The organism is Curvibacter delicatus NBRC 14919, assembly GCF_001592265.1.
Classification (GTDB): domain Bacteria; phylum Pseudomonadota; class Gammaproteobacteria; order Burkholderiales; family Burkholderiaceae_C; genus Hylemonella; species Hylemonella delicata.
In genome coordinates, this window is record NZ_BCWP01000022.1 from 1 (window position 1) to 16,451 (window position 16,451).

General features: G+C 65.4%; 18 protein-coding genes. 6 read left to right on the top strand and 12 right to left on the bottom strand.

What is annotated here, in order from left to right:
• Positions 1–21: 21 nt before the first annotated feature.
• On the bottom strand, positions 22–1,005 hold the full coding sequence (locus tag CDE01S_RS11310; protein ID WP_066707261.1) for a DUF58 domain-containing protein: 984 nt from the start codon (positions 1,003–1,005) through the stop codon (positions 22–24).
• 11 nt (positions 1,006–1,016) lie between these two features.
• Positions 1,017–1,937: an AAA family ATPase gene (locus CDE01S_RS11315; protein ID WP_066707264.1), complete on the bottom strand. Its 921-nt coding sequence runs from the start codon at positions 1,935–1,937 to the stop codon at positions 1,017–1,019.
• A gap of 40 nt (positions 1,938–1,977) precedes the next feature.
• Between CDE01S_RS11315 and CDE01S_RS11320 the strand changes: the two genes are divergently transcribed.
• Positions 1,978–2,931 (top strand): histone deacetylase family protein, encoded by a 954-nt coding sequence (locus tag CDE01S_RS11320; protein ID WP_066707266.1) that lies wholly within the window; start codon positions 1,978–1,980, stop codon positions 2,929–2,931.
• A 135-nt stretch (positions 2,932–3,066) separates the two neighbouring features.
• Here CDE01S_RS11320 and CDE01S_RS11325 read toward each other — a convergent pair whose 3' ends face one another.
• The gene (locus CDE01S_RS11325; RefSeq protein WP_066707269.1) at positions 3,067–3,546 is read right to left on the bottom strand and encodes a DsrE family protein; all 480 of its coding nucleotides are present in this window, start codon (positions 3,544–3,546) and stop codon (positions 3,067–3,069) included.
• Between the two features lie 146 nt (positions 3,547–3,692).
• Between CDE01S_RS11325 and CDE01S_RS11330 the strand changes: the two genes are divergently transcribed.
• The 5 genes from CDE01S_RS11330 to CDE01S_RS11350 all read left to right on the top strand — a co-directional run bounded on the left by CDE01S_RS11330 (position 3,693) and on the right by CDE01S_RS11350 (position 9,858).
• Complete coding sequence (locus tag CDE01S_RS11330) at positions 3,693–4,982, top strand: mechanosensitive ion channel family protein (protein WP_066707273.1); 1,290 nt, start codon at positions 3,693–3,695, stop codon at positions 4,980–4,982.
• 44 nt (positions 4,983–5,026) lie between these two features.
• Positions 5,027–6,184 carry an ABC transporter substrate-binding protein gene (locus tag CDE01S_RS11335; protein ID WP_066707277.1) on the top strand — a complete coding sequence of 386 codons (1,158 nt, stop codon included), beginning with the start codon at positions 5,027–5,029 and terminating at the stop codon, positions 6,182–6,184.
• A 91-nt stretch (positions 6,185–6,275) separates the two neighbouring features.
• Entirely contained in the window at positions 6,276–7,328 is a 1,053-nt protein-coding gene (locus tag CDE01S_RS11340; RefSeq protein WP_066707280.1) for a branched-chain amino acid ABC transporter permease, read from the top strand.
• The gene (locus CDE01S_RS11345; RefSeq protein WP_066707283.1) at positions 7,325–9,091 is read left to right on the top strand and encodes a branched-chain amino acid ABC transporter ATP-binding protein/permease; all 1,767 of its coding nucleotides are present in this window, start codon (positions 7,325–7,327) and stop codon (positions 9,089–9,091) included. Before CDE01S_RS11340 ends, CDE01S_RS11345 begins: the two co-directional genes overlap by 4 nt.
• A complete protein-coding gene (locus CDE01S_RS11350; protein ID WP_066707286.1) occupies positions 9,088–9,858 on the top strand; it encodes an ABC transporter ATP-binding protein in 771 nt (256 codons plus the stop codon). The genes CDE01S_RS11345 and CDE01S_RS11350 overlap by 4 nt, the downstream gene beginning before the upstream one ends.
• A 121-nt stretch (positions 9,859–9,979) precedes the next feature.
• Here CDE01S_RS11350 and tolA read toward each other — a convergent pair whose 3' ends face one another.
• From tolA to CDE01S_RS11395, 9 genes are read right to left on the bottom strand one after another with little or no spacing between them, the layout of a single operon-like run.
• On the bottom strand, positions 9,980–10,852 hold the full coding sequence (tolA, locus tag CDE01S_RS11355; protein WP_066707289.1) for a cell envelope integrity protein TolA: 873 nt from the start codon (positions 10,850–10,852) through the stop codon (positions 9,980–9,982).
• A gap of 14 nt (positions 10,853–10,866) precedes the next feature.
• Positions 10,867–11,301 carry an ExbD/TolR family protein gene (locus tag CDE01S_RS11360; protein WP_066707292.1) on the bottom strand — a complete coding sequence of 145 codons (435 nt, stop codon included), beginning with the start codon at positions 11,299–11,301 and terminating at the stop codon, positions 10,867–10,869.
• A gap of 12 nt (positions 11,302–11,313) precedes the next feature.
• On the bottom strand, positions 11,314–12,015 hold the full coding sequence (tolQ, locus tag CDE01S_RS11365) for a protein TolQ (protein WP_066707298.1): 702 nt from the start codon (positions 12,013–12,015) through the stop codon (positions 11,314–11,316).
• Positions 12,012–12,416, bottom strand: coding sequence for a tol-pal system-associated acyl-CoA thioesterase (gene ybgC / locus CDE01S_RS11370; RefSeq protein ID WP_066707304.1), 405 nt, complete (start codon positions 12,414–12,416; stop codon positions 12,012–12,014). Before ybgC ends, tolQ begins: the two co-directional genes overlap by 4 nt.
• Positions 12,417–12,423: 7 nt before the next feature.
• Positions 12,424–13,608: a pyridoxal phosphate-dependent aminotransferase gene (locus CDE01S_RS11375; RefSeq protein ID WP_066707306.1), complete on the bottom strand. Its 1,185-nt coding sequence runs from the start codon at positions 13,606–13,608 to the stop codon at positions 12,424–12,426.
• 11 nt (positions 13,609–13,619) lie between these two features.
• Complete coding sequence (nusB, locus tag CDE01S_RS11380) at positions 13,620–14,150, bottom strand: transcription antitermination factor NusB (RefSeq protein WP_066707308.1); 531 nt, start codon at positions 14,148–14,150, stop codon at positions 13,620–13,622.
• Positions 14,147–14,623, bottom strand: a complete 477-nt coding sequence (gene ribH / locus CDE01S_RS11385) for a 6,7-dimethyl-8-ribityllumazine synthase (protein ID WP_066707314.1) — start codon at positions 14,621–14,623, stop codon at positions 14,147–14,149. Before ribH ends, nusB begins: the two co-directional genes overlap by 4 nt.
• A gap of 19 nt (positions 14,624–14,642) precedes the next feature.
• Positions 14,643–15,767, bottom strand: coding sequence for a bifunctional 3,4-dihydroxy-2-butanone-4-phosphate synthase/GTP cyclohydrolase II (gene ribBA / locus CDE01S_RS11390; protein WP_066707317.1), 1,125 nt, complete (start codon positions 15,765–15,767; stop codon positions 14,643–14,645).
• The gene (locus tag CDE01S_RS11395) at positions 15,764–16,405 is read right to left on the bottom strand and encodes a riboflavin synthase (protein ID WP_066707320.1); all 642 of its coding nucleotides are present in this window, start codon (positions 16,403–16,405) and stop codon (positions 15,764–15,766) included. The genes ribBA and CDE01S_RS11395 overlap by 4 nt, the downstream gene beginning before the upstream one ends.
• Positions 16,406–16,451: the final 46 nt, after the last annotated feature.

A 16,451-nucleotide genomic window follows, 5' to 3' on the forward strand; every position in this document is an offset into this window, starting at 1 on the left:
ACGCCGGCCTCGTCAGGCCCATCAATACAAAGCCAACGCCTCAAGACACCGCCGCTTGTGCCCCTCCCCATGCGAAGGCAACAACTCCAGCGAGGGCAGCCGCAACCCATAGTCCACCTCCGCCTCGTCAGCCATGACCACCCAGGCACACAGTCGCGACAAGCGTTGCTCCACAGAACCACCACCCGTCAAGGCCATATCAAGCCAGAGTTCAACCGCCTGGCTCTGCTGGCTGTCTCGGCTCACCAGTTCGTCTGTCTTGGCCGCCTTCTTCCACACGATGGCCTTGAGCGGATCGCCGCGTCGATAGGGGCGCAGGCCGTCGAACTCGCCGCTGGGTGTCTGCCGCACGGCTGCGCCGGTGCTGTGCGGTTCGCCGGCCGGCAGAGGTGGCGGATGGGTTTCGGGTTGGGGGTAGGTCAGCAGCAAGGTGGCCGGGCGCCACACGGTCCAGACGCGGAACAGGCCGAGCGGGAAGTGGGTTTCGGCGGTGAGGGTGGGGATCGGGTGTCGGCCGCGCGGCCCGCCGGGCAGGAGCAGTTCGAGGGTGCTGCTGCCTTGCGCCGGCACGTCGCTCCAGACCCAGTGGCCGCTGCCGGGCAGGCTCAGGCCGATGCCGTGGCGCGGGTTCTTGCGGCTGTTGTTCAGGCTGATGTGCAGCGGCGTGGGGCCGCCGGCAAAGCGCGGCTCGGGGGGCTGCAGGCTCAAGGTCAGGCCGCGCAGTGTGCCGTGTGAAACGGGAATGCTGACGATGGCGCAGCCGGCCAGCAGAAAGGTGAGCAGGTAGCCGAGGTTGAGCTGGTAGTTGATGGCGGCCACCAGCAGCACCAGCAGCGTGGCCGCCAGCATGAGGCCGGCGCGCGTGGGCAGGATGTAGACGTTGTGCTGGGTCAGCAGCAGCACGTCCTGGCGTGGCAGCCGGTTATGCCACCAGCGCTGCCAGCGCGCGCGCGCATGGGCCAGCGGGTGCAGCAAGGGGTGCGGCAGGCCTTGCGTGGCGTCCATGGCCAATGCGCTCAGGGCAGAGGGACGGCTTCGATCATGGCGCGCACCTGCTCGAATGCGCCGCGGCCGGCCGTGCCCACCGGCACCAACCGGTGCGCCGTGGTTTGCGGCAGGATGGCCTGGATGTCGTCCGGCGCCACATAGTCGCGGCCGTTGAGCAGCGCCTGCGCCCGGGCGGCGCGCAGCACGGCCAGGCCGGCGCGCGGGCTCAGGCCCTGCACGAACCAGCGGCCCGAGCGGGTGGCGGCAATCAGGTCCTGCAGGTAGTCCAGCAGCGGCGGGGCTGCATGCACGGCCAGTACCTGTTGTTGCAGCGCTTGCAGTTCGGCCAGGGTCAGCAGGCTGGGCAGGGCTTCGACCATGGCACGCCGGTCGTGGCCGCTCAGCAGTTCGCGTTCGGCGGCACGGTCGGGGTAGCCGAGCGAGATGCGCATGAGGAAACGGTCCAGCTGCGATTCAGGCAGCGCGTGGGTGCCCAACTGGTCGTGCGGGTTCTGTGTGGCGATGACGAAGAAGGGCGCGGGCAGCGGGCGGGTCTCGCCTTCGATGCTGACCTGCCGCTCTTCCATGGCTTCGAGCAGGGCGCTCTGCGTTTTCGGGCTGGCGCGGTTGATCTCGTCGGCCAGCAGCACCTGCGCGAAGATGGGGCCGGGGTGGAAGACGAAGGTGCTCTGGTTGCGGTCATAGACCGAGACGCCCGACAGGTCGCTGGGCATGAGGTCGGCGGTGAACTGCACGCGCGAGAACTGCAGGCCGAAGGTGCGGGCCAGCGCGTGGGCCAGCGTGGTCTTGCCGACGCCGGGGGCATCCTCGATCAGCAGGTGGCCGCCTGCCAGCAGGCAGGCCACGCTGTCCTGCACCTGGCTGGATTTGCCGACGATCACCGTGTTAAGCTGATCCACCAGAGACTTGAGCTTGTGCTGTGCATCCATGGCATGACCTTAACCGAAATCGCAGAGACAGGAACCGACCGTGAGCAAGACCGGCTACTTCACCCACCCTGATTGCCGCAAACATGAGATGGGGCCGGGTCACCCGGAGTGTCCCGAGCGGCTCGATGCCATCGAAGACCGTTTGCTGATCTCCGGTGTTGGCGACGCACTGACGCGGCTGGAGGCGCCGGCGGCTTCGGTCGAGGAGATGGAGCTGGCGCACGGGCGCATGCATGTGGCCGCCTTGCGTGGCCTGCATGACATGCTGCTGGAGGAGGTCAATGCGGGCGGCCCGCGCTACTCGCACGTGGACCCTGACACGGCCATGAACGCCAGCACCTGGAGTGCCATCCTGCGCAGTGCAGGCGCCGCGATGGCCGCCACCGATGCCGTGATGGCCGGCGAGCTGGAGAACGCCTTCTGCGCCATTCGCCCGCCCGGCCACCATGCCTGCCGTGACAAGGCCATGGGCTTTTGCTTCGTCAACAACGTGGCGCTGGCGGCCAAGTACGCGGTGGAGCGCCATGGCCTGAAGCGCGTGGCCATTGCCGACTTCGACGTGCACCACGGCAACGGCACCGAAGACATCGTGGCCGACGACCCGCGCATCCTGATGGTGAGCATCTACCAGCACCCGTTCTACCCGCACGGCGGCGCACGGCCGGATACCGACACCATGGTCAACGTGCCGGTGCCGGCCTACACCAAGGGCATGGACGTTCGCGAGTTGATCGACATGCTGTGGCTGCCGCGCCTGGAAGCTCACAAGCCCGAGATGATCTTCATCAGCGCCGGCTTCGATGCCCACCGCGAGGACGACATGGGCCAGCTCGGCCTGGTGGAGTCTGACTACGCGTGGATCACCGAGCGCCTGAAGGACATTGCACGCCGCTACAGCAAAGGGCGCATCGTCTCCTGCCTGGAAGGCGGCTACAACCTCAGTGCCCTGGCGCGCAGCGTGGAAGCGCACTTGCGCGTTTTGGCTGACGTCTGAAGAGGAGGCTGGGGCGCACAGGTTTCACCGCCGGGCCGTCCCAAGGTGAAACGCGGCCCCACTCCAAGCAAAGCGCAGGGCAGGTCTGCGCGGGGGCAGGGCGCTACACGCAGTGAGCAACCGTGAGGGCCACATTCACCATGCAATGTAGGCGTAACCCTTTTCCTGCAGTTCCATCACGGCGGCGGCGCCGACGGCCTCGACCTTGACGAAGTCGAGCATGTCGGCTTTTTCCCAGCCGATGGTGTGCATGGTGTTGCCGCAGGCGATGAAGGTCACGCCGTAGGACTCGCTCATGCTGCGGATGCGCTGCTGGTGCAGCGGGGCCACCGCCCGTTTCGGTTTCTTGGCCAGCAGGTGGATGCCGGGTCCCCAGGCCACCACCACGATGCTGACGTCGTCCACGTATTTCTTCAGCACCGCGCCGATCGAGTTGAGGACGGCCTCCTGGTATTCGGGCTCGTAGTGATTGAGCTGGTAGACGATCTTGTGCGGCGGGCCGTCGTCGGCGGGTTGGGGTTTGGCCGGCGCGGCCTGGGCGGTGGTGGCGGCACCGGCAGAGGCCGCGGCCAGGGCGGTCAGCAGGTGGCGACGGGGCAGGGGTGAGGAGGACATGAGGGCCTGTTTGGGGTTGATGCGTGAGCGTAGATTAGCCCAAAACGCCGGAAGTTCCGGCCGGTTGCGTGTCGGGGGCGACGGGCTGCAATTCGGGGAGAATGGTTTCATCGCAGCAGATGCTGTCTTCAAGAAGTTTGTGAACCATGGGTGAACTGCAAAACCTCGTGCATGACCTGGGCGGGGCCCGGGTCTGGGTGGAAGGGCTGGTGCTGGCGGCCTGCATCGTGCTGGCCTACAGCGTGGCACGGCTGATCGGGCGCGGTCAGGCGGCGGAGTCGGTCTGGTTCGGGCGGCGCACCTTCGACGGCCTGCTGTTCCCGGCGCTGGCGGTGGTACTGATCTACGCCGCGCGTTATACGCTGGCGCAGTACCAGCCGGTGGTGGTGCTCAAGCTGGCGCAGCCCATCTTCATGTCGCTGGCCGTCATCCGGCTGTGTGTGCAGGTGCTCAGCGCGTCGTTCCCGAAGTCGCCGGCGGTGCATCTGGTCGAGCGGCTGGTGTCATGGCTGGCCTGGGGCGCGACGGTGCTGTGGATCACCGGCCTGCTGCCGGCCGTGCTGACCGAACTCGAGTCCATCACCCTGGCCTTCGGCAAGAGCCGGGTCAGCCTGCGCACCATGATCGAGGGCACGCTGTCCTCGGGCGTGGTGCTGGTGCTGACCTTGTGGATTTCGGCCACGCTGGAGCGGCGCATCCTGCGCGAGGCGGTGGGCGATCTGTCGATGCGCAAGGTTGCCTCCAACGCCATCCGTGCCGTGCTGCTGCTGGTGGGGCTGTTGTTCGCGCTGTCGGCCGTGGGTGTGGACCTGACGGCGCTGTCCGTGCTCGGCGGTGCCTTGGGTGTCGGTCTCGGTTTTGGTCTGCAGAAGCTGGCGGCCAACTATGTCAGCGGTTTTGTCATCCTGATCGAACGTTCGCTGCGCATCGGCGACATGGTGCGGGTGGACGGTTTCGAGGGCGTGGTGACCGACATCAAGACGCGCTACACGCTGATCCGCGCGCTCAACGGCCGCGAGTCCATCGTGCCCAACGAGCTCATCATCACGCAGCGGGTCGAAAACCTGTCGCTGGCTGACCCCAAGGTGTCGCTGTCGGTCACGGTCTCGGTGGGTTACGACAGCGATGTGGATCAGGTGCAGCAGATTTTGTGTGCTGCCGCAGCCGCCTGTGAGCGCGTGTTGAAAGACCCGGCGCCGGTGGCCCACCTGACCACTTTCGGCGCCGACGGACTGGAGTTCACCCTGTCGGTCTGGATCATCGATCCGGACAAGGGGCAGCAGGGCCTGCGCTCCGAAATCAACCTCAACATCCTGCGTGGCCTGCGCGCGGCAGGGATTGAAATTCCCTATCCGCAGCGCGTTGTTGAATTCAAGTCCGGACCCGGTAGCCCCGTGGAAACCCCTAAACCGACCGATCGGTCGGTTAATTCATAATCAACTCGGCGACCAAAACCATTAATTACCAAGGAGACATCGTCATGAAGAAAACCCTCACGTTCTCGTTATTGGCGGCGGCGCTGTTCAGTGCCGGTTTGGCACAGGCCCAGATCAAGGTCGGGGTGACCGTCTCGGCCACCGGGCCGGCGGCCTCGCTGGGCATTCCGGAGAAGAACACCTTCGCCGTCATGCCCAAGACCATTGCGGGCAAGACGGTCGAGTACATCGTGCTCGACGATGCCTCCGACACCACCACTGCGGTCAAGAACGCGCGCAAGCTGACCGCCGAAGACAAGGTCGACATCATCATCGGATCCTCGGTCACGCCCAATGCGCTGGCCATGATCGATGTGGCAGCCGAGACCGAGACGCCCGTGATTTCGCTGGCTGCTTCCAGCCGCATCATCGACCCGATGGATGCCAAGCGCCGCTGGGTGTTCAAGACACCGCAGAACGACAGTCACATGGCGAGCGCTGTGACCGGCCACATGGCGGACGCAGGCATCAAGAACATTGCCTTCATCGGCTTCAACGATGCCTACGGCAGCGGCTGGTCCGATGAGATGGTCAAGTTCGCCGCCCTGCGTGGCCTCAAGATCGTGGCCAGTGAGCGTTTTGCGCGCAACGACACTTCCGTTACCGGCCAGATCCTGAAGATCATGGCCACCAACCCGGACGCCGTGCTGATTGCCGGCTCCGGCACACCGGCAGCCCTGCCGCAGAAGGCGCTGAAGGAGCGTGGCTACAAGGGCAAGATCTACCAGACGCACGGCGTGGCCAACCCGGACTTCCTGCGTGTGTGCGGCAAGGACTGCGAAGGCACCTTCCTGCCGGCCGGCCCGATTCTGGTGGCCAGCCAGCTGCCGGCCTCCAACCCGATCCGCAAGGTCGCGCTGGACTACATCGGCAAGTATGAAAAGGCCTTTGGTGCCGGCAGCTTCTCCACCTTTGGTGGCCACGCCTGGGACAGCGGCCTGGTGCTCGAAAAGGCCATTCCGGTAGCCCTGAAGGCTGGTCAGCCGGGCACCAAGCAGTTCCGCGCGGCACTGCGTGATGCCATCGAGAAGACCACCGATCTGACCGTCTCGCACGGCGTGATCAACATGACCCCGAACGACCACCTCGGCTTCGACCAGCGCGCACGTGTGATGGTGGAAGTCAAGAGCGGGACCTGGAAACTGATCGGCGACGCCAAGTAAGTTTTGCTTTGGCAAGCAATCTGGGATGAACCGAGGGGCGGCGCAGCCGCCCCTCTTGTTATCCCTGTCTGACCGGATAGATGGGAACGAGATGGATTTATCGATAGCGGCCATCCTGGCGCAGGATGGCCTGACTTCCGGTGCGATCTACGCACTGCTGGCACTCGCGCTGGTACTGGTGTTTTCGGTCACGCGCGTGATCTTCATTCCGCAGGGCGAGTTCGTGGCGTTTGGTGCCTTCACCATGGCCGCGCTGCAAGGTGGCAAGTTCCCTACAGCGTCCTGGCTGTTGCTGGGGCTGGGTGTCACGGCCTTCGTGATGGAGCTTGTGGCGATTGCGCGGTTGCCTGAGCGCCGCAGCCTGCGCGAGGTGGCGCACGCGGCCTGGCAGATCCTGTTGCTGCCGGTGCTGGTCTGGGGTGCTGCCCAGTGGTTGCCGTTGTCGAACTGGCCCATGCTGCTGCAGGTGGCTTTCACCCTGGCCATCGTGGTGCCCATGGGGCCACTGGTCTACCGCATCGCTTACCAGCCGCTGGCCAGTGCTTCCACGCTGGTGCTGCTGATCGTGTCGGTGGGTGTGCATTACGCTTTGACGGGCATCGGCCTGCTGGCCTTTGGTGCGGAAGGCGTGCGCACCGAGCCGTTCACCGATCTGCGTTTCGAGATCGGTGCCCTGTCGGTTTCCGGGCAAAGCCTGGCCGTGGTGGTCGCCGCGTTGTTGCTGATCCTGCTGCTGTATGTCTATTTCGAGCGCACGCTGCCGGGCAAGGCCCTGCGCGCCACAGCAGTCAACCGCGTAGGGGCGCAGATCGTGGGCATCGGCATCACGCAGGCCGGGCGCGCTTCGTTCCTGTTGGCTGCGGCCATGGGCGCGGTGTGCGGCATCCTGATCGCGCCCTTCACCACCATCTACTACGACAGCGGCTTCCTGATCGGCCTCAAGGGTTTTGTGGCGGCCATCATTGGCGGCCTGGCCAGCTACCCGCTGGCGGCCGCCGGCTCCCTGTTGGTCGGCCTGCTGGAGTCCTATGCCTCGTTCTGGGCCAGCGCCTACAAGGAGGTGATTGTCTTCACGCTCATCCTGCCGGTGCTGCTCTGGCGCTCGCTGGCAGCGCCGCACCACGATGAGGAGGAAGAAGCATGAACCGGCTTTTCCTCGTTTTCATCGCCTTGCTGGCCCTGCTGCCGGTCTTGCCCACGCCTGAGTTCTGGATCACGCAGGCCAACTACATCGGCCTGTCCGCCATCGTCGCCATCGGCCTGGTGCTGCTGACTGGTGTGGGCGGCATGACCTCGTTCGGGCAGGCGGCTTTCGTCGGCCTGGGGGCCTATGCCACCTCCTATCTCAGCACGGCACTGGGCATGTCGCCCTGGCTCGGCCTGCTGGCCGGCGTGGCCGTCAGCATGGCGGTGGCGTTCATCCTCGGTGCGCTGACCATGCGGTTGTCCGGCCATTACCTGCCGTTGGGCACCATCGCCTGGGGGCTGTCCTTCTTTTTCCTGTTCGGCAACATGGAGTTCCTGGGCAAGTTCGACGGCATCAGCAGCATCCCGCCGATCGAGCTGTTCGGCCATCCGCTGCGCGCCGGCGAGGAAATCTTCTACCTGATCTGGGCCGTGGTGGTACTGGCCGTGCTGGCCACGCAGAACCTGCTCAACTCGCGCCCCGGTCGCGCCATCCGCGCGCTCAAGGGCGGGGTGGTGATGGCCGAGGCCATGGGTGCGCGCACGGTCTGGCTCAAGCTGGTGTGTTTCGTCTTTGCCGCGGTGCTGGCCAGTCTGTCGGGCTGGCTGTATGCGCACATGCAGCGCTCGGTCAATCCCACGCCGTTCGGCCTGAACGCCGGCATCGAGTACCTGTTCATGGCGGTGATCGGTGGTGCCGGGCATGTCTGGGGTGCCATCTTCGGTGCCGGCCTGGTGACCCTGCTCAAGGACCAGCTGCAAACCTGGTTGCCGCGCCTGTTCGGTGAGGCTGGCAACTTCGAGACCATCGTGCTGGGTGTGCTGCTGGTGGTGCTGTTGCAGCACGCCCGCAACGGCCTGTGGCCTTATCTGGCCGAACTGATGCCGCGCCGCTGGCGCCGCCAGGCACAGGTCGTGCCGCCGGCACAGGCCGAACCTCTGCCGGTGCGGACACGGCCCGCTGCGGGTGAGCCGCTGCTGGTGGTGGCGGGTGCACGCAAGGAGTTCGGCGGGCTGGTGGCGGTGAATGACATGCGCTTTGAGATCAAGGCGGGTGAGGTGGTCGGTTTGATCGGTCCCAACGGTGCCGGCAAGTCCACCATGTTCAACCTGATCACCGGCGTGCTCGACGTTACGCGCGGCAGCGTGCGCTACTTGGGGCAGGAGATCCAAAGCCTGCCGTCGCGCGAGATCGTGCGCCGCGGCATCGCGCGCACCTTCCAGCACGTCAAGCTGCTGGGCAATATGTCGGTGCTGGAGAACGTGGCGCTGGGGGCTCATTTGCGCGGCCAGGCCGGTGTGCTGCGCAGCATGCTGCGTTTGAACCGTGGCGAGGAGGCCCGGCTGCTGGCCGAGGCGCAACGGCAACTGGAACGCGTCGGCTTGGCTCATTTGATGCACGAGCCGGCGGGCAGCCTGGCGCTGGGCCAGCAACGTATTCTGGAAATCGCCCGCGCCCTGTGTTGCGACCCGGCGCTGCTGCTGCTGGACGAGCCGGCCGCCGGCCTACGCTACAAGGAGAAAGAGGCGCTGGCGGAACTGCTGGCCCGGCTGCGCAGCGAAGGCATGAGCATCCTGATCGTGGAGCACGACATGGACTTCGTCATGAACCTGTGCGATCGCCTGGTGGTAATGGAATTCGGCACCTTGATTGCCGAGGGGGTGCCCTCGGTGGTGCAACAAGATCCGGCGGTGCTGGAAGCGTATCTGGGAGGCCTATGAGCACCGAACCCTTATCTGTGGCGGCACCTTCGACGGTGCTGGAGGTGCGCGAACTGCACGCCGGTTACGGCAAGGTGGCCGCCTTGCATGGTGTGCATCTGCGCGCCGAGGTCGGCGAGATCGTGACCGTGATCGGCCCCAACGGCGCCGGCAAGTCCACGCTGCTCAATGCGCTGGGCGGCACGCTGCCGCTGACCGGCAACACGCGTGGCCAGATCCAGTTTCTGGGCCATGAGCTCAGCCGCATGCCGGTGGAGAAGCGGGTGGCCTTGGGCATGTCGCTGGTGCCGGAGAAACGCGAGCTATTCGGCAGCATGAGCGTGCTCGACAACCTGCTGCTGGGCAGCTACCGCCGCTACCGGCTGCACGAACCGAACCCGGCCGACCAGTTGGAGACGGTGTTCGAGCTGTTTCCCCGTCTCAAGGAACGGCGCGAGCAGTTGGCGGCCACGCTGTCAGGGGGCGAGCGCCAGATGCTGGCCATCGGCCGCGCGCTGATGGCCAAGCCGCGCCTGTTGATGCTGGATGAACCCAGCCTGGGGCTGGCACCGTTGATCGTGAAGGAAATCTTTCACATCATCCACGAGCTCAAACAGACCGGCGTCACGATTCTGCTGGTCGAGCAGAACGCACGCGCCGCGCTGCAGGTGGCCGATCGGGCCTACGTGCTGGAGACCGGCGACGTCATGTTGGAAGGGCCGGCCGACCAACTGGCGCGCGACTCGAAGGTGGTGGAAACCTACTTGGGTTTGAGCCGCGCCAAGTGATGCTTGTGGGTGATAAAAGGCTGGGCCACTCATTGCGTGCGCGGTCAGTCCTGCTCGGTGTTCGTCAGGCTCTTGGGTTGCTAAGGCGCCAGGCAAACCAACTTGGCAGAAACGAATCGGGTTAGTCTCGTGGCCGGAACAAAATCACCAGCGCCGGCGGTACCCGTCCATCGGTATCCCGCGGCAGCACCTCGGTCTTGTCGATGGCCTTGAGCACGGCCTCGTCCCAGGCCTTGGACCCACTGGACTTCAGGACCTTGCGGCCGACGATGGTGCCGTCGGGGGCGGTGCGAACTTCGACTTCCGCCACCGGGTTGCCAACGATGTCTTCGGTGAACACGATGTTGGGCTTGATGCGGCCGATGATGCGGCCGGCGTAGCTGGCCGAGGGGCCGGAGGATTTGAGGGCAGTGCCGGTAGAAGAGGGGCCGCCGGTGGCGCCGGCCAGGCCGGCCATGCGCTTGAGGTTTTCCTCGCGCATCTTCTTCAGCTTTTCGGCGTCCTGCTGTTCCTTGAGCTTGTCCTTCTTGGCGTCCAGCTCTTTCTGTTTTTTCTCTTCCGCCAGCTTCTTCTCGCGCTCCAGCTTGTCGCGCTCGCGTTTTTCCTGCTCACGCTTGAGCAGGGCAAGTTTTTCCTTCTCGCGTTCCCGTTCGCGCTGTTCCTGTTCCAGCTTCTCCTTGGCCTTGCGTTCCTTCTCGCGCGCCAGCGCAATGTCGGCTTGCGACACCACCGGTTCGGCCTTGGGTGGGGGCGGCGGTGCGGGTTTGGTTTCGGGCTCCGGTGGCGCTTCCACCAGCTTGGGGGCCGCCTGCTGCGGCACGGCCGACCAGAGCTCGGCCTCAACCGCCGGTGTCTGCGCATCGCGCTTCCAGCTCACGCCCCAGGTGAGGGCCGCCAGCAGGAGCAGGTGCGCCAGCACGGCAAGCGAGAAGGCGCGCATCAACCCCGGCGGGGGCGGTGGCGCGAACTCGAAGCGGTCGGCGGGAGCGTGCATGCGGAAGAGAACGTTTAGTTGGCGAGCTGGACCGACAGGCCGACGCGCTGGATGCCGGCGCGCTGCAGCGTGTCCATGACCTTGACTACGGTTTCGTACTTGACGTTCTTGTCGGCGCTGATGACGACGGCGGAGTTGGCAGCGGCAGTGCTGTCGCGCGCACCCTGGGCCTGCTTCACGGCGGGAGCCAGTTCCTTCAGGTTGAGGGAGCTGGTCTTGTCTTCTACCTTGAGCTCCAGCGTGTCGTTCTTGTTGACGACGATCTGGATGATCTGGTCCGGCTGCTTGGCGGCCTTGCCGACGCTGGGCAGGTCGATCACGCTGGGTGTGATCAGCGGTGCCGTCACCATAAAGATGATCAGCAGCACCAGCATCACGTCGATGAAGGGCACCATGTTGATTTCATTGATGGTGCGCCGGCCGCGACCGCGGCTTGCAACGGAGGGCATGGTTTTTCCCCCTTAGCGTCCGGACGGCGAAGCCATCGCGCCGGAACCGATGTTGCGCTGCAGGATGTTGGAGAATTCCTCGATGAAGGTCTCCAGGTGGATGGCAACGCGGTCGATGTCGCGGGCGAAGCGGTTGTAGGCCACCACAGCCGGAATGGCAGCGAACAGGCCGATGGCGGTGGCCACCAGCGCTTCGGCAATGCCGGGGGCCACGGTGGCCAGCGTCACCTGCTGCATGGAGGCCAGGCCAGTGAAGGCGTGCATGATGCCCCAGACGGTGCCGAACAGGCCGACGTAAGGAGACACCGAGCCGACCGAGGCGAGGAAGGACAGGCTGGATTCGACCACGTCCATTTCGCGCTGGAAGCTGGCGCGCATGGCACGGCGGGCGCCGTCGAGCAGGGTGCCGGCATCGGTGATGCGGCGTTCGCGCAGTTTCTGGTATTCACGCATGCCGCTGGCAAAGATGCGCTCCATCGGGCCGGCAGCGCGGGCGTTCTGCGAGGCGGCTGCGAACAGGTCGTTCAGGCTGGTGCCGGACCAGAAGTCGCGCTCGAAGATGTCGTTGAGTGACTTCACGCGCTTGAGCGAAAACAGCTTGCGGAAGATGGCTGCCCAGCTGGCAACCGACATGGTGAGGAGGATCAGCATCACCAGCTGCACGACCCAGCTTGCGTGCAGCACCAGTTGGATGATGGACAGTTCTTGGTTCATTTCAGGACATCCTGTACAGATTGCGGAATTCTTGCAGGTTTCATGGTGGCGGCGTCCACCCAGCCGATGCGGATGGTGCCCTCACACAAAAGTTCAGGGCTGGCAGCTGTTTTGCGAAAGGCCTGCTGCTCGATTGTCAGCGATGCACGGCCGCTTTCCAGCAGGCAGGCTGTAACCAACAGTTCGTCGTCGAGCCGGGCCGGGCGGTGGTACTTGAGCTGCGTTTCGCTCACCACGAACATGCCACCACTGCTGTTGCGCAGGGCTTGCTGGCCAACGCCGAGCGAACGCAGCCATTCGGTGCGGGCGCGCTCGAAGAACTTCAGGTAGTTGGCGTAGAACACGATGCCGCCGGCATCGGTATCTTCCCAGTAGACGCGGATCGGAAGTTCGAAAGTCATCTGCACCTCAACCTAGCAAGGCTTGCAGCCGCGCCACCGCTTGCTGCAGCTGCGGCATCGAGTTGGCGGTGGAGAAGCGGATGAAGCGCCCGGTGTCGGCGCTGCCGAAGTCGCGCCCCGGCGTCACGGCCACATGAGCCTGCTGCATCAGCGCGAACGAGAGGTCCCAGCTGTCCTTGACGCCCAGTTTGGCACAGGCGGCAGAGCAGTCGGCCCAGGCGTAGAAGGCACCGTCCGGCATGACCGGTACGTTCAGCCCCATGGCATTGAGGGCCGGAATGAAGTAGTCGCGGCGCGCCTTGAATTCGGCGCGACGGCGCTCGTACTCGAGCAGGCTCTCGGCTTCGAAGCAGGCCAGCGCGGCGTGTTGCGCAATCGTGCTGGGGCAGATGAACAGGTTCTGCGCCAGACGCTCGACCACCGGCACCAGGGCTTCGGGGACCACCAACCAGCCCAGGCGCCAGCCGGTCATGTTGAAGTACTTGGAGAAGCTGTTGATGCTGATGATGTCGTCGCTGAGGGCCAATGCGGTCTGGCCGTAGCGTTCGTCATAACTCAGCGGCAGGTAGATCTCGTCGACCAGCGTGATGCCGCCGCGCGCACTCACCACCTCATGGATGCGGCGCAACTCGCTCGGGTCGATCGAGGTGCCGGTGGGGTTGGAGGGGGAGGCCAACAGCACGCCGCGTGTCTTGTCGCCCCAGGCCGCTTGCACCTTGTCGGCACTGAGCTGGAAGCGCTCGGCCGCCGTGGTGGGCAGCAGCACCGCAGTCCCTTCGGCGGCACTGACGAAATGCCGGTTGCAGGGGTAACTCGGGTCGGGCATCAGCACCTCGTCGCCAGCCTCGATCAAGGCCAGGCAGGCCAGCTGCAGCGCGGCCGAGGCACCCGCGGTGACCACGATGCGGCTGGCGGGTACGTTGACACCGAAGCGCTGGCCGTACCAGGCGCTGATGCGCTCGCGCAGCGCGCTCAATCCGGTGGCATCGGTGTACTGGGTGCGGCCGTCGCGCACCGCTTTTTCAGCGGCCTGCTGCACCAGCGGCGGGGCGGTGAAGTCGGGTTCGCCGATGTTGAGGAAGATCATCGGCGCATCGCTGTGCGCCACCTCACGGGCCAGGGTGGAAGCAGCCTTGGCCACTTCCATGACGTAAAAGGGTTCGATGCGCTGGGCGCGGCTCGCAATTCTCATGCGTGGCGGGGTCACGCGCGGGGTTGGTTGGCGCGGTCAGCCGCTACTTCGGCGGCGCGCAGCTGCTGCGCCAGGCCATTGAGCACGCCGTTGACGTACTTGTGGCCGTCGGTGCCGCCAAATTCCTTGGCCAGCTCGATGCACTCGTTGAGCACCACGCGCCACGGCACGTCCATGCAGTGCTGGAATTCGTAGGTGCCGATCCACATCACGGCGTGTTCGATCGGCGAGATCTCGGCGATCTTGCGGTCCAGCAGGGGGGTGATCAGGCGGTCGAGTTCCTCGGCCGCGGCCACGCAGCCGTGCAGCAGCGCGTCGTAGTGTGCGGCATCGGCCTTGTTGAAGCCGGCCAGGTCGCGCGTGAAGACGTCGATGGCACTGGCCTCATTCTTGCCGACCAGGTGCTGGTACAACGCCTGCAAGGCGAATTCGCGGGCGCGGCTGCGGCCGGATTTGCTGGCGGCTTTGCGTGCGCCGGTGCTGGTCAGGCCGGTGCGCGACTGGCGCGGCGGGCGTTTGGAAGCAGGTTGGTTATCGCTCATTGGATCTCGTCCAGCAGGTTGGCCATTTCGATGGCAACACGGGCGGCATCACGCCCCTTGTCGGTCTGGCGGGCAATCGCCTGTTCCATGTTCTCGGTGGTGAGGATGGCATTGGCTACCGGCAGCTGGTAGTCCAGCGCAATGCGGCTGACGCCGGCACCCGACTCGTTGGCCACCAGTTCGAAGTGGTAGGTCTCGCCACGGACAATGCAGCCCAGGGCAATCAGGGCGTCGTAGCGGTTGCGCTCGGCCATGGCCTGCAGCGCCACTGGCACTTCCAGCGCACCGGGCACCAGCACGTGGTCGATGTGCTTGTCCTGCACGCCCAGGGCGGCGAGTTCGGCCTTGCAGGCCTGCGCCAGGGCATTGGTGATGGATTCGTTGAAACGCGCCTGCACGATGCCGATGTAGAGCTTGCGGCCGTCGAGCCGCTGGTCGTTGAAAGCCAGGCTTCCCTTGTCTGCGCCGAACATATGGATTTCCTTTGTGTTTTTATTTGGTGACGTAGCCGACAACTTCGAGGCCATAACCCGTCATGCTGGGCAGGCGGCGCGGGTTGCCCATCAGGTTCATCTTGTGCACGCCGCAGTCGCGCAGGATCTGTGCGCCCACGCCGTAGGTGCGCAGGTCCATGCGGCCACGCTCCGGCCCGTGGCTGGCGCGCGCCGTGCCTTCGAACTGGGCCAGCAATTGCTCGGCACTTTCGCCGCAGTTGAGCAGCACCACCACGCCACGGCCTTCGGTGTGGATGCGCGACAGGCAGGCATCCAGGCTCCAGGAATGCATGGCGCGGTTCACTTCCAGTGCATCCAGCACCGACAGCGGCTCGTGCACGCGTGCCAGCACGGTGTCGGCCGGGCTCCATTGGCCCTTGACCAGCGCCAGGTGCACGCCCTGACTGGGTTTGTCGCGGAAGGCGTGGGCGGTGAACTCGCCGAAGGCCGTGTTGAGCGTGCGGGTGCCGACCTTCTCGATCAGCGATTCGTTGTGGCTGCGGTACTTGATGAGGTCGGCAATGGTGCCGATCTTCAAGCCGTGTTCGGCAGCAAACAGCTGCAGGTCGGGCAGGCGGGCCATGGTGCCGTCGTCTTTCATGATCTCGCAGATCACGGCCGACGGCGAACAACCGGCCATGGCGGCGAGGTCGCAGCCAGCTTCTGTGTGGCCGGCGCGCATGAGCACGCCGCCGTCCACCGCCTGCAGCGGGAAGATGTGGCCGGGCTGCACCAGGTCCTGCGGCTTGGCGTCACGGGCCACGGCGGCTTGCACGGTGCGTGCGCGGTCTGCGGCCGAGATGCCGGTGGTCACGCCGGTGGCAGCCTCGATGGAGACGGTGAAGGCGGTGCTGTAGACGGTGCCGTTGCGTGCGGCCATGGGCGGCAGGCGCAGGTACTCGCAGCGTTCGCGCGTGAGCGTGAGGCAGATCAGGCCACGGCCGAAGCGGGCCATGAAGTTGATGGCCTCGGGGGTGACGTGGTCGGCGGGGAGGACCAGGTCGCCTTCATTCTCGCGGTCTTCTTCATCGACCAGGATCACCATGCGGCCGGCCCGCATCTCGGCCACGATGTCTTCGACCGGGGAGATGGCCACAGGGGTCATGGGGGTGGGGGTGCTCATGCGTTGGCTTTCTCGGAGGTGGGCGCGCTGCCGAGCATGCGCTCGACATAACGCGCGATCAGGTCAATTTCAAGGTTGACGCCGGAACCCGCCTGTAGCGAGCCCAGCGCGGTGTTCTGCACGGTGTGCGGGATCAGGTTGATGCTGAGTTCGCAGCCCTCTGCCTGGTCCTGGATGCGGTTGACGGTCAGGCTGGCGCCATTGACGGTGACCGAGCCCTTGTAGGCTAGGTATTTGGCCAGCGCCAGCGGGGCCAGGATGCGCAGCTCCCAGCTTTCGCCGACCTGGGCGAAATGGGTGACACGGCCGATACCGTCCACATGGCCCGACACCAGATGACCGCCCAGGCGGTCGTTGGCGCGCAGGGCTTTTTCCAGGTTGATGGGGCCGGTGCGGTCCAGACCGGTGGTCTTGGCCAGCGATTCGGCGGAGATGTCGATGGTGAAACGGCCTGCTGCGGCGTCGAAGGTGGTGACGGTCATGCAGGCACCGTTGAGGGCGATGCTGTCGCCAAGGCCCACATCGGCCAGGTAATCGGCAGGGCACTCAATGGTCAGGCGCTTGCCGTGCGTCAAAGAGCTGCCGAGATCGTGGACGGCGGCGATGCGCCCCACAGCGGTGATGATTCCGGTGAACATCCTCGTATTTTCGCAGGGAATGGGGCCGCTGGCCGGGGCGGCCTCT

What these genes read in the sequence shown, in the direction of transcription:
- CDE01S_RS11310 (WP_066707261.1), bottom strand. Translation starts at nt 1,005, where the DNA reads ATGGACGCCACGCAAGGCCTGCCGCACCCCTTGCTGCACCCGCTGGCC.
- CDE01S_RS11315 (WP_066707264.1), bottom strand. Translation starts at nt 1,937, where the DNA reads ATGGATGCACAGCACAAGCTCAAGTCTCTGGTGGATCAGCTTAACACG.
- CDE01S_RS11325 (WP_066707269.1), bottom strand. Translation starts at nt 3,546, where the DNA reads ATGTCCTCCTCACCCCTGCCCCGTCGCCACCTGCTGACCGCCCTGGCC.
- CDE01S_RS11330 (WP_066707273.1), top strand. Translation starts at nt 3,693, where the DNA reads ATGGGTGAACTGCAAAACCTCGTGCATGACCTGGGCGGGGCCCGGGTC.
- CDE01S_RS11335 (WP_066707277.1), top strand. Translation starts at nt 5,027, where the DNA reads ATGAAGAAAACCCTCACGTTCTCGTTATTGGCGGCGGCGCTGTTCAGT.
- CDE01S_RS11340 (WP_066707280.1), top strand. Translation starts at nt 6,276, where the DNA reads ATGGATTTATCGATAGCGGCCATCCTGGCGCAGGATGGCCTGACTTCC.
- CDE01S_RS11345 (WP_066707283.1), top strand. Translation starts at nt 7,325, where the DNA reads ATGAACCGGCTTTTCCTCGTTTTCATCGCCTTGCTGGCCCTGCTGCCG.
- CDE01S_RS11350 (WP_066707286.1), top strand. Translation starts at nt 9,088, where the DNA reads ATGAGCACCGAACCCTTATCTGTGGCGGCACCTTCGACGGTGCTGGAG.
- tolA (WP_066707289.1), bottom strand. Translation starts at nt 10,852, where the DNA reads ATGCACGCTCCCGCCGACCGCTTCGAGTTCGCGCCACCGCCCCCGCCG.
- CDE01S_RS11360 (WP_066707292.1), bottom strand. Translation starts at nt 11,301, where the DNA reads ATGCCCTCCGTTGCAAGCCGCGGTCGCGGCCGGCGCACCATCAATGAA.
- tolQ (WP_066707298.1), bottom strand. Translation starts at nt 12,015, where the DNA reads ATGAACCAAGAACTGTCCATCATCCAACTGGTGCTGCACGCAAGCTGG.
- ybgC (WP_066707304.1), bottom strand. Translation starts at nt 12,416, where the DNA reads ATGACTTTCGAACTTCCGATCCGCGTCTACTGGGAAGATACCGATGCC.
- CDE01S_RS11375 (WP_066707306.1), bottom strand. Translation starts at nt 13,608, where the DNA reads ATGAGAATTGCGAGCCGCGCCCAGCGCATCGAACCCTTTTACGTCATG.
- nusB (WP_066707308.1), bottom strand. Translation starts at nt 14,150, where the DNA reads ATGAGCGATAACCAACCTGCTTCCAAACGCCCGCCGCGCCAGTCGCGC.
- ribH (WP_066707314.1), bottom strand. Translation starts at nt 14,623, where the DNA reads ATGTTCGGCGCAGACAAGGGAAGCCTGGCTTTCAACGACCAGCGGCTC.
- ribBA (WP_066707317.1), bottom strand. Translation starts at nt 15,767, where the DNA reads ATGAGCACCCCCACCCCCATGACCCCTGTGGCCATCTCCCCGGTCGAA.
- CDE01S_RS11395 (WP_066707320.1), bottom strand. Translation starts at nt 16,405, where the DNA reads ATGTTCACCGGAATCATCACCGCTGTGGGGCGCATCGCCGCCGTCCAC.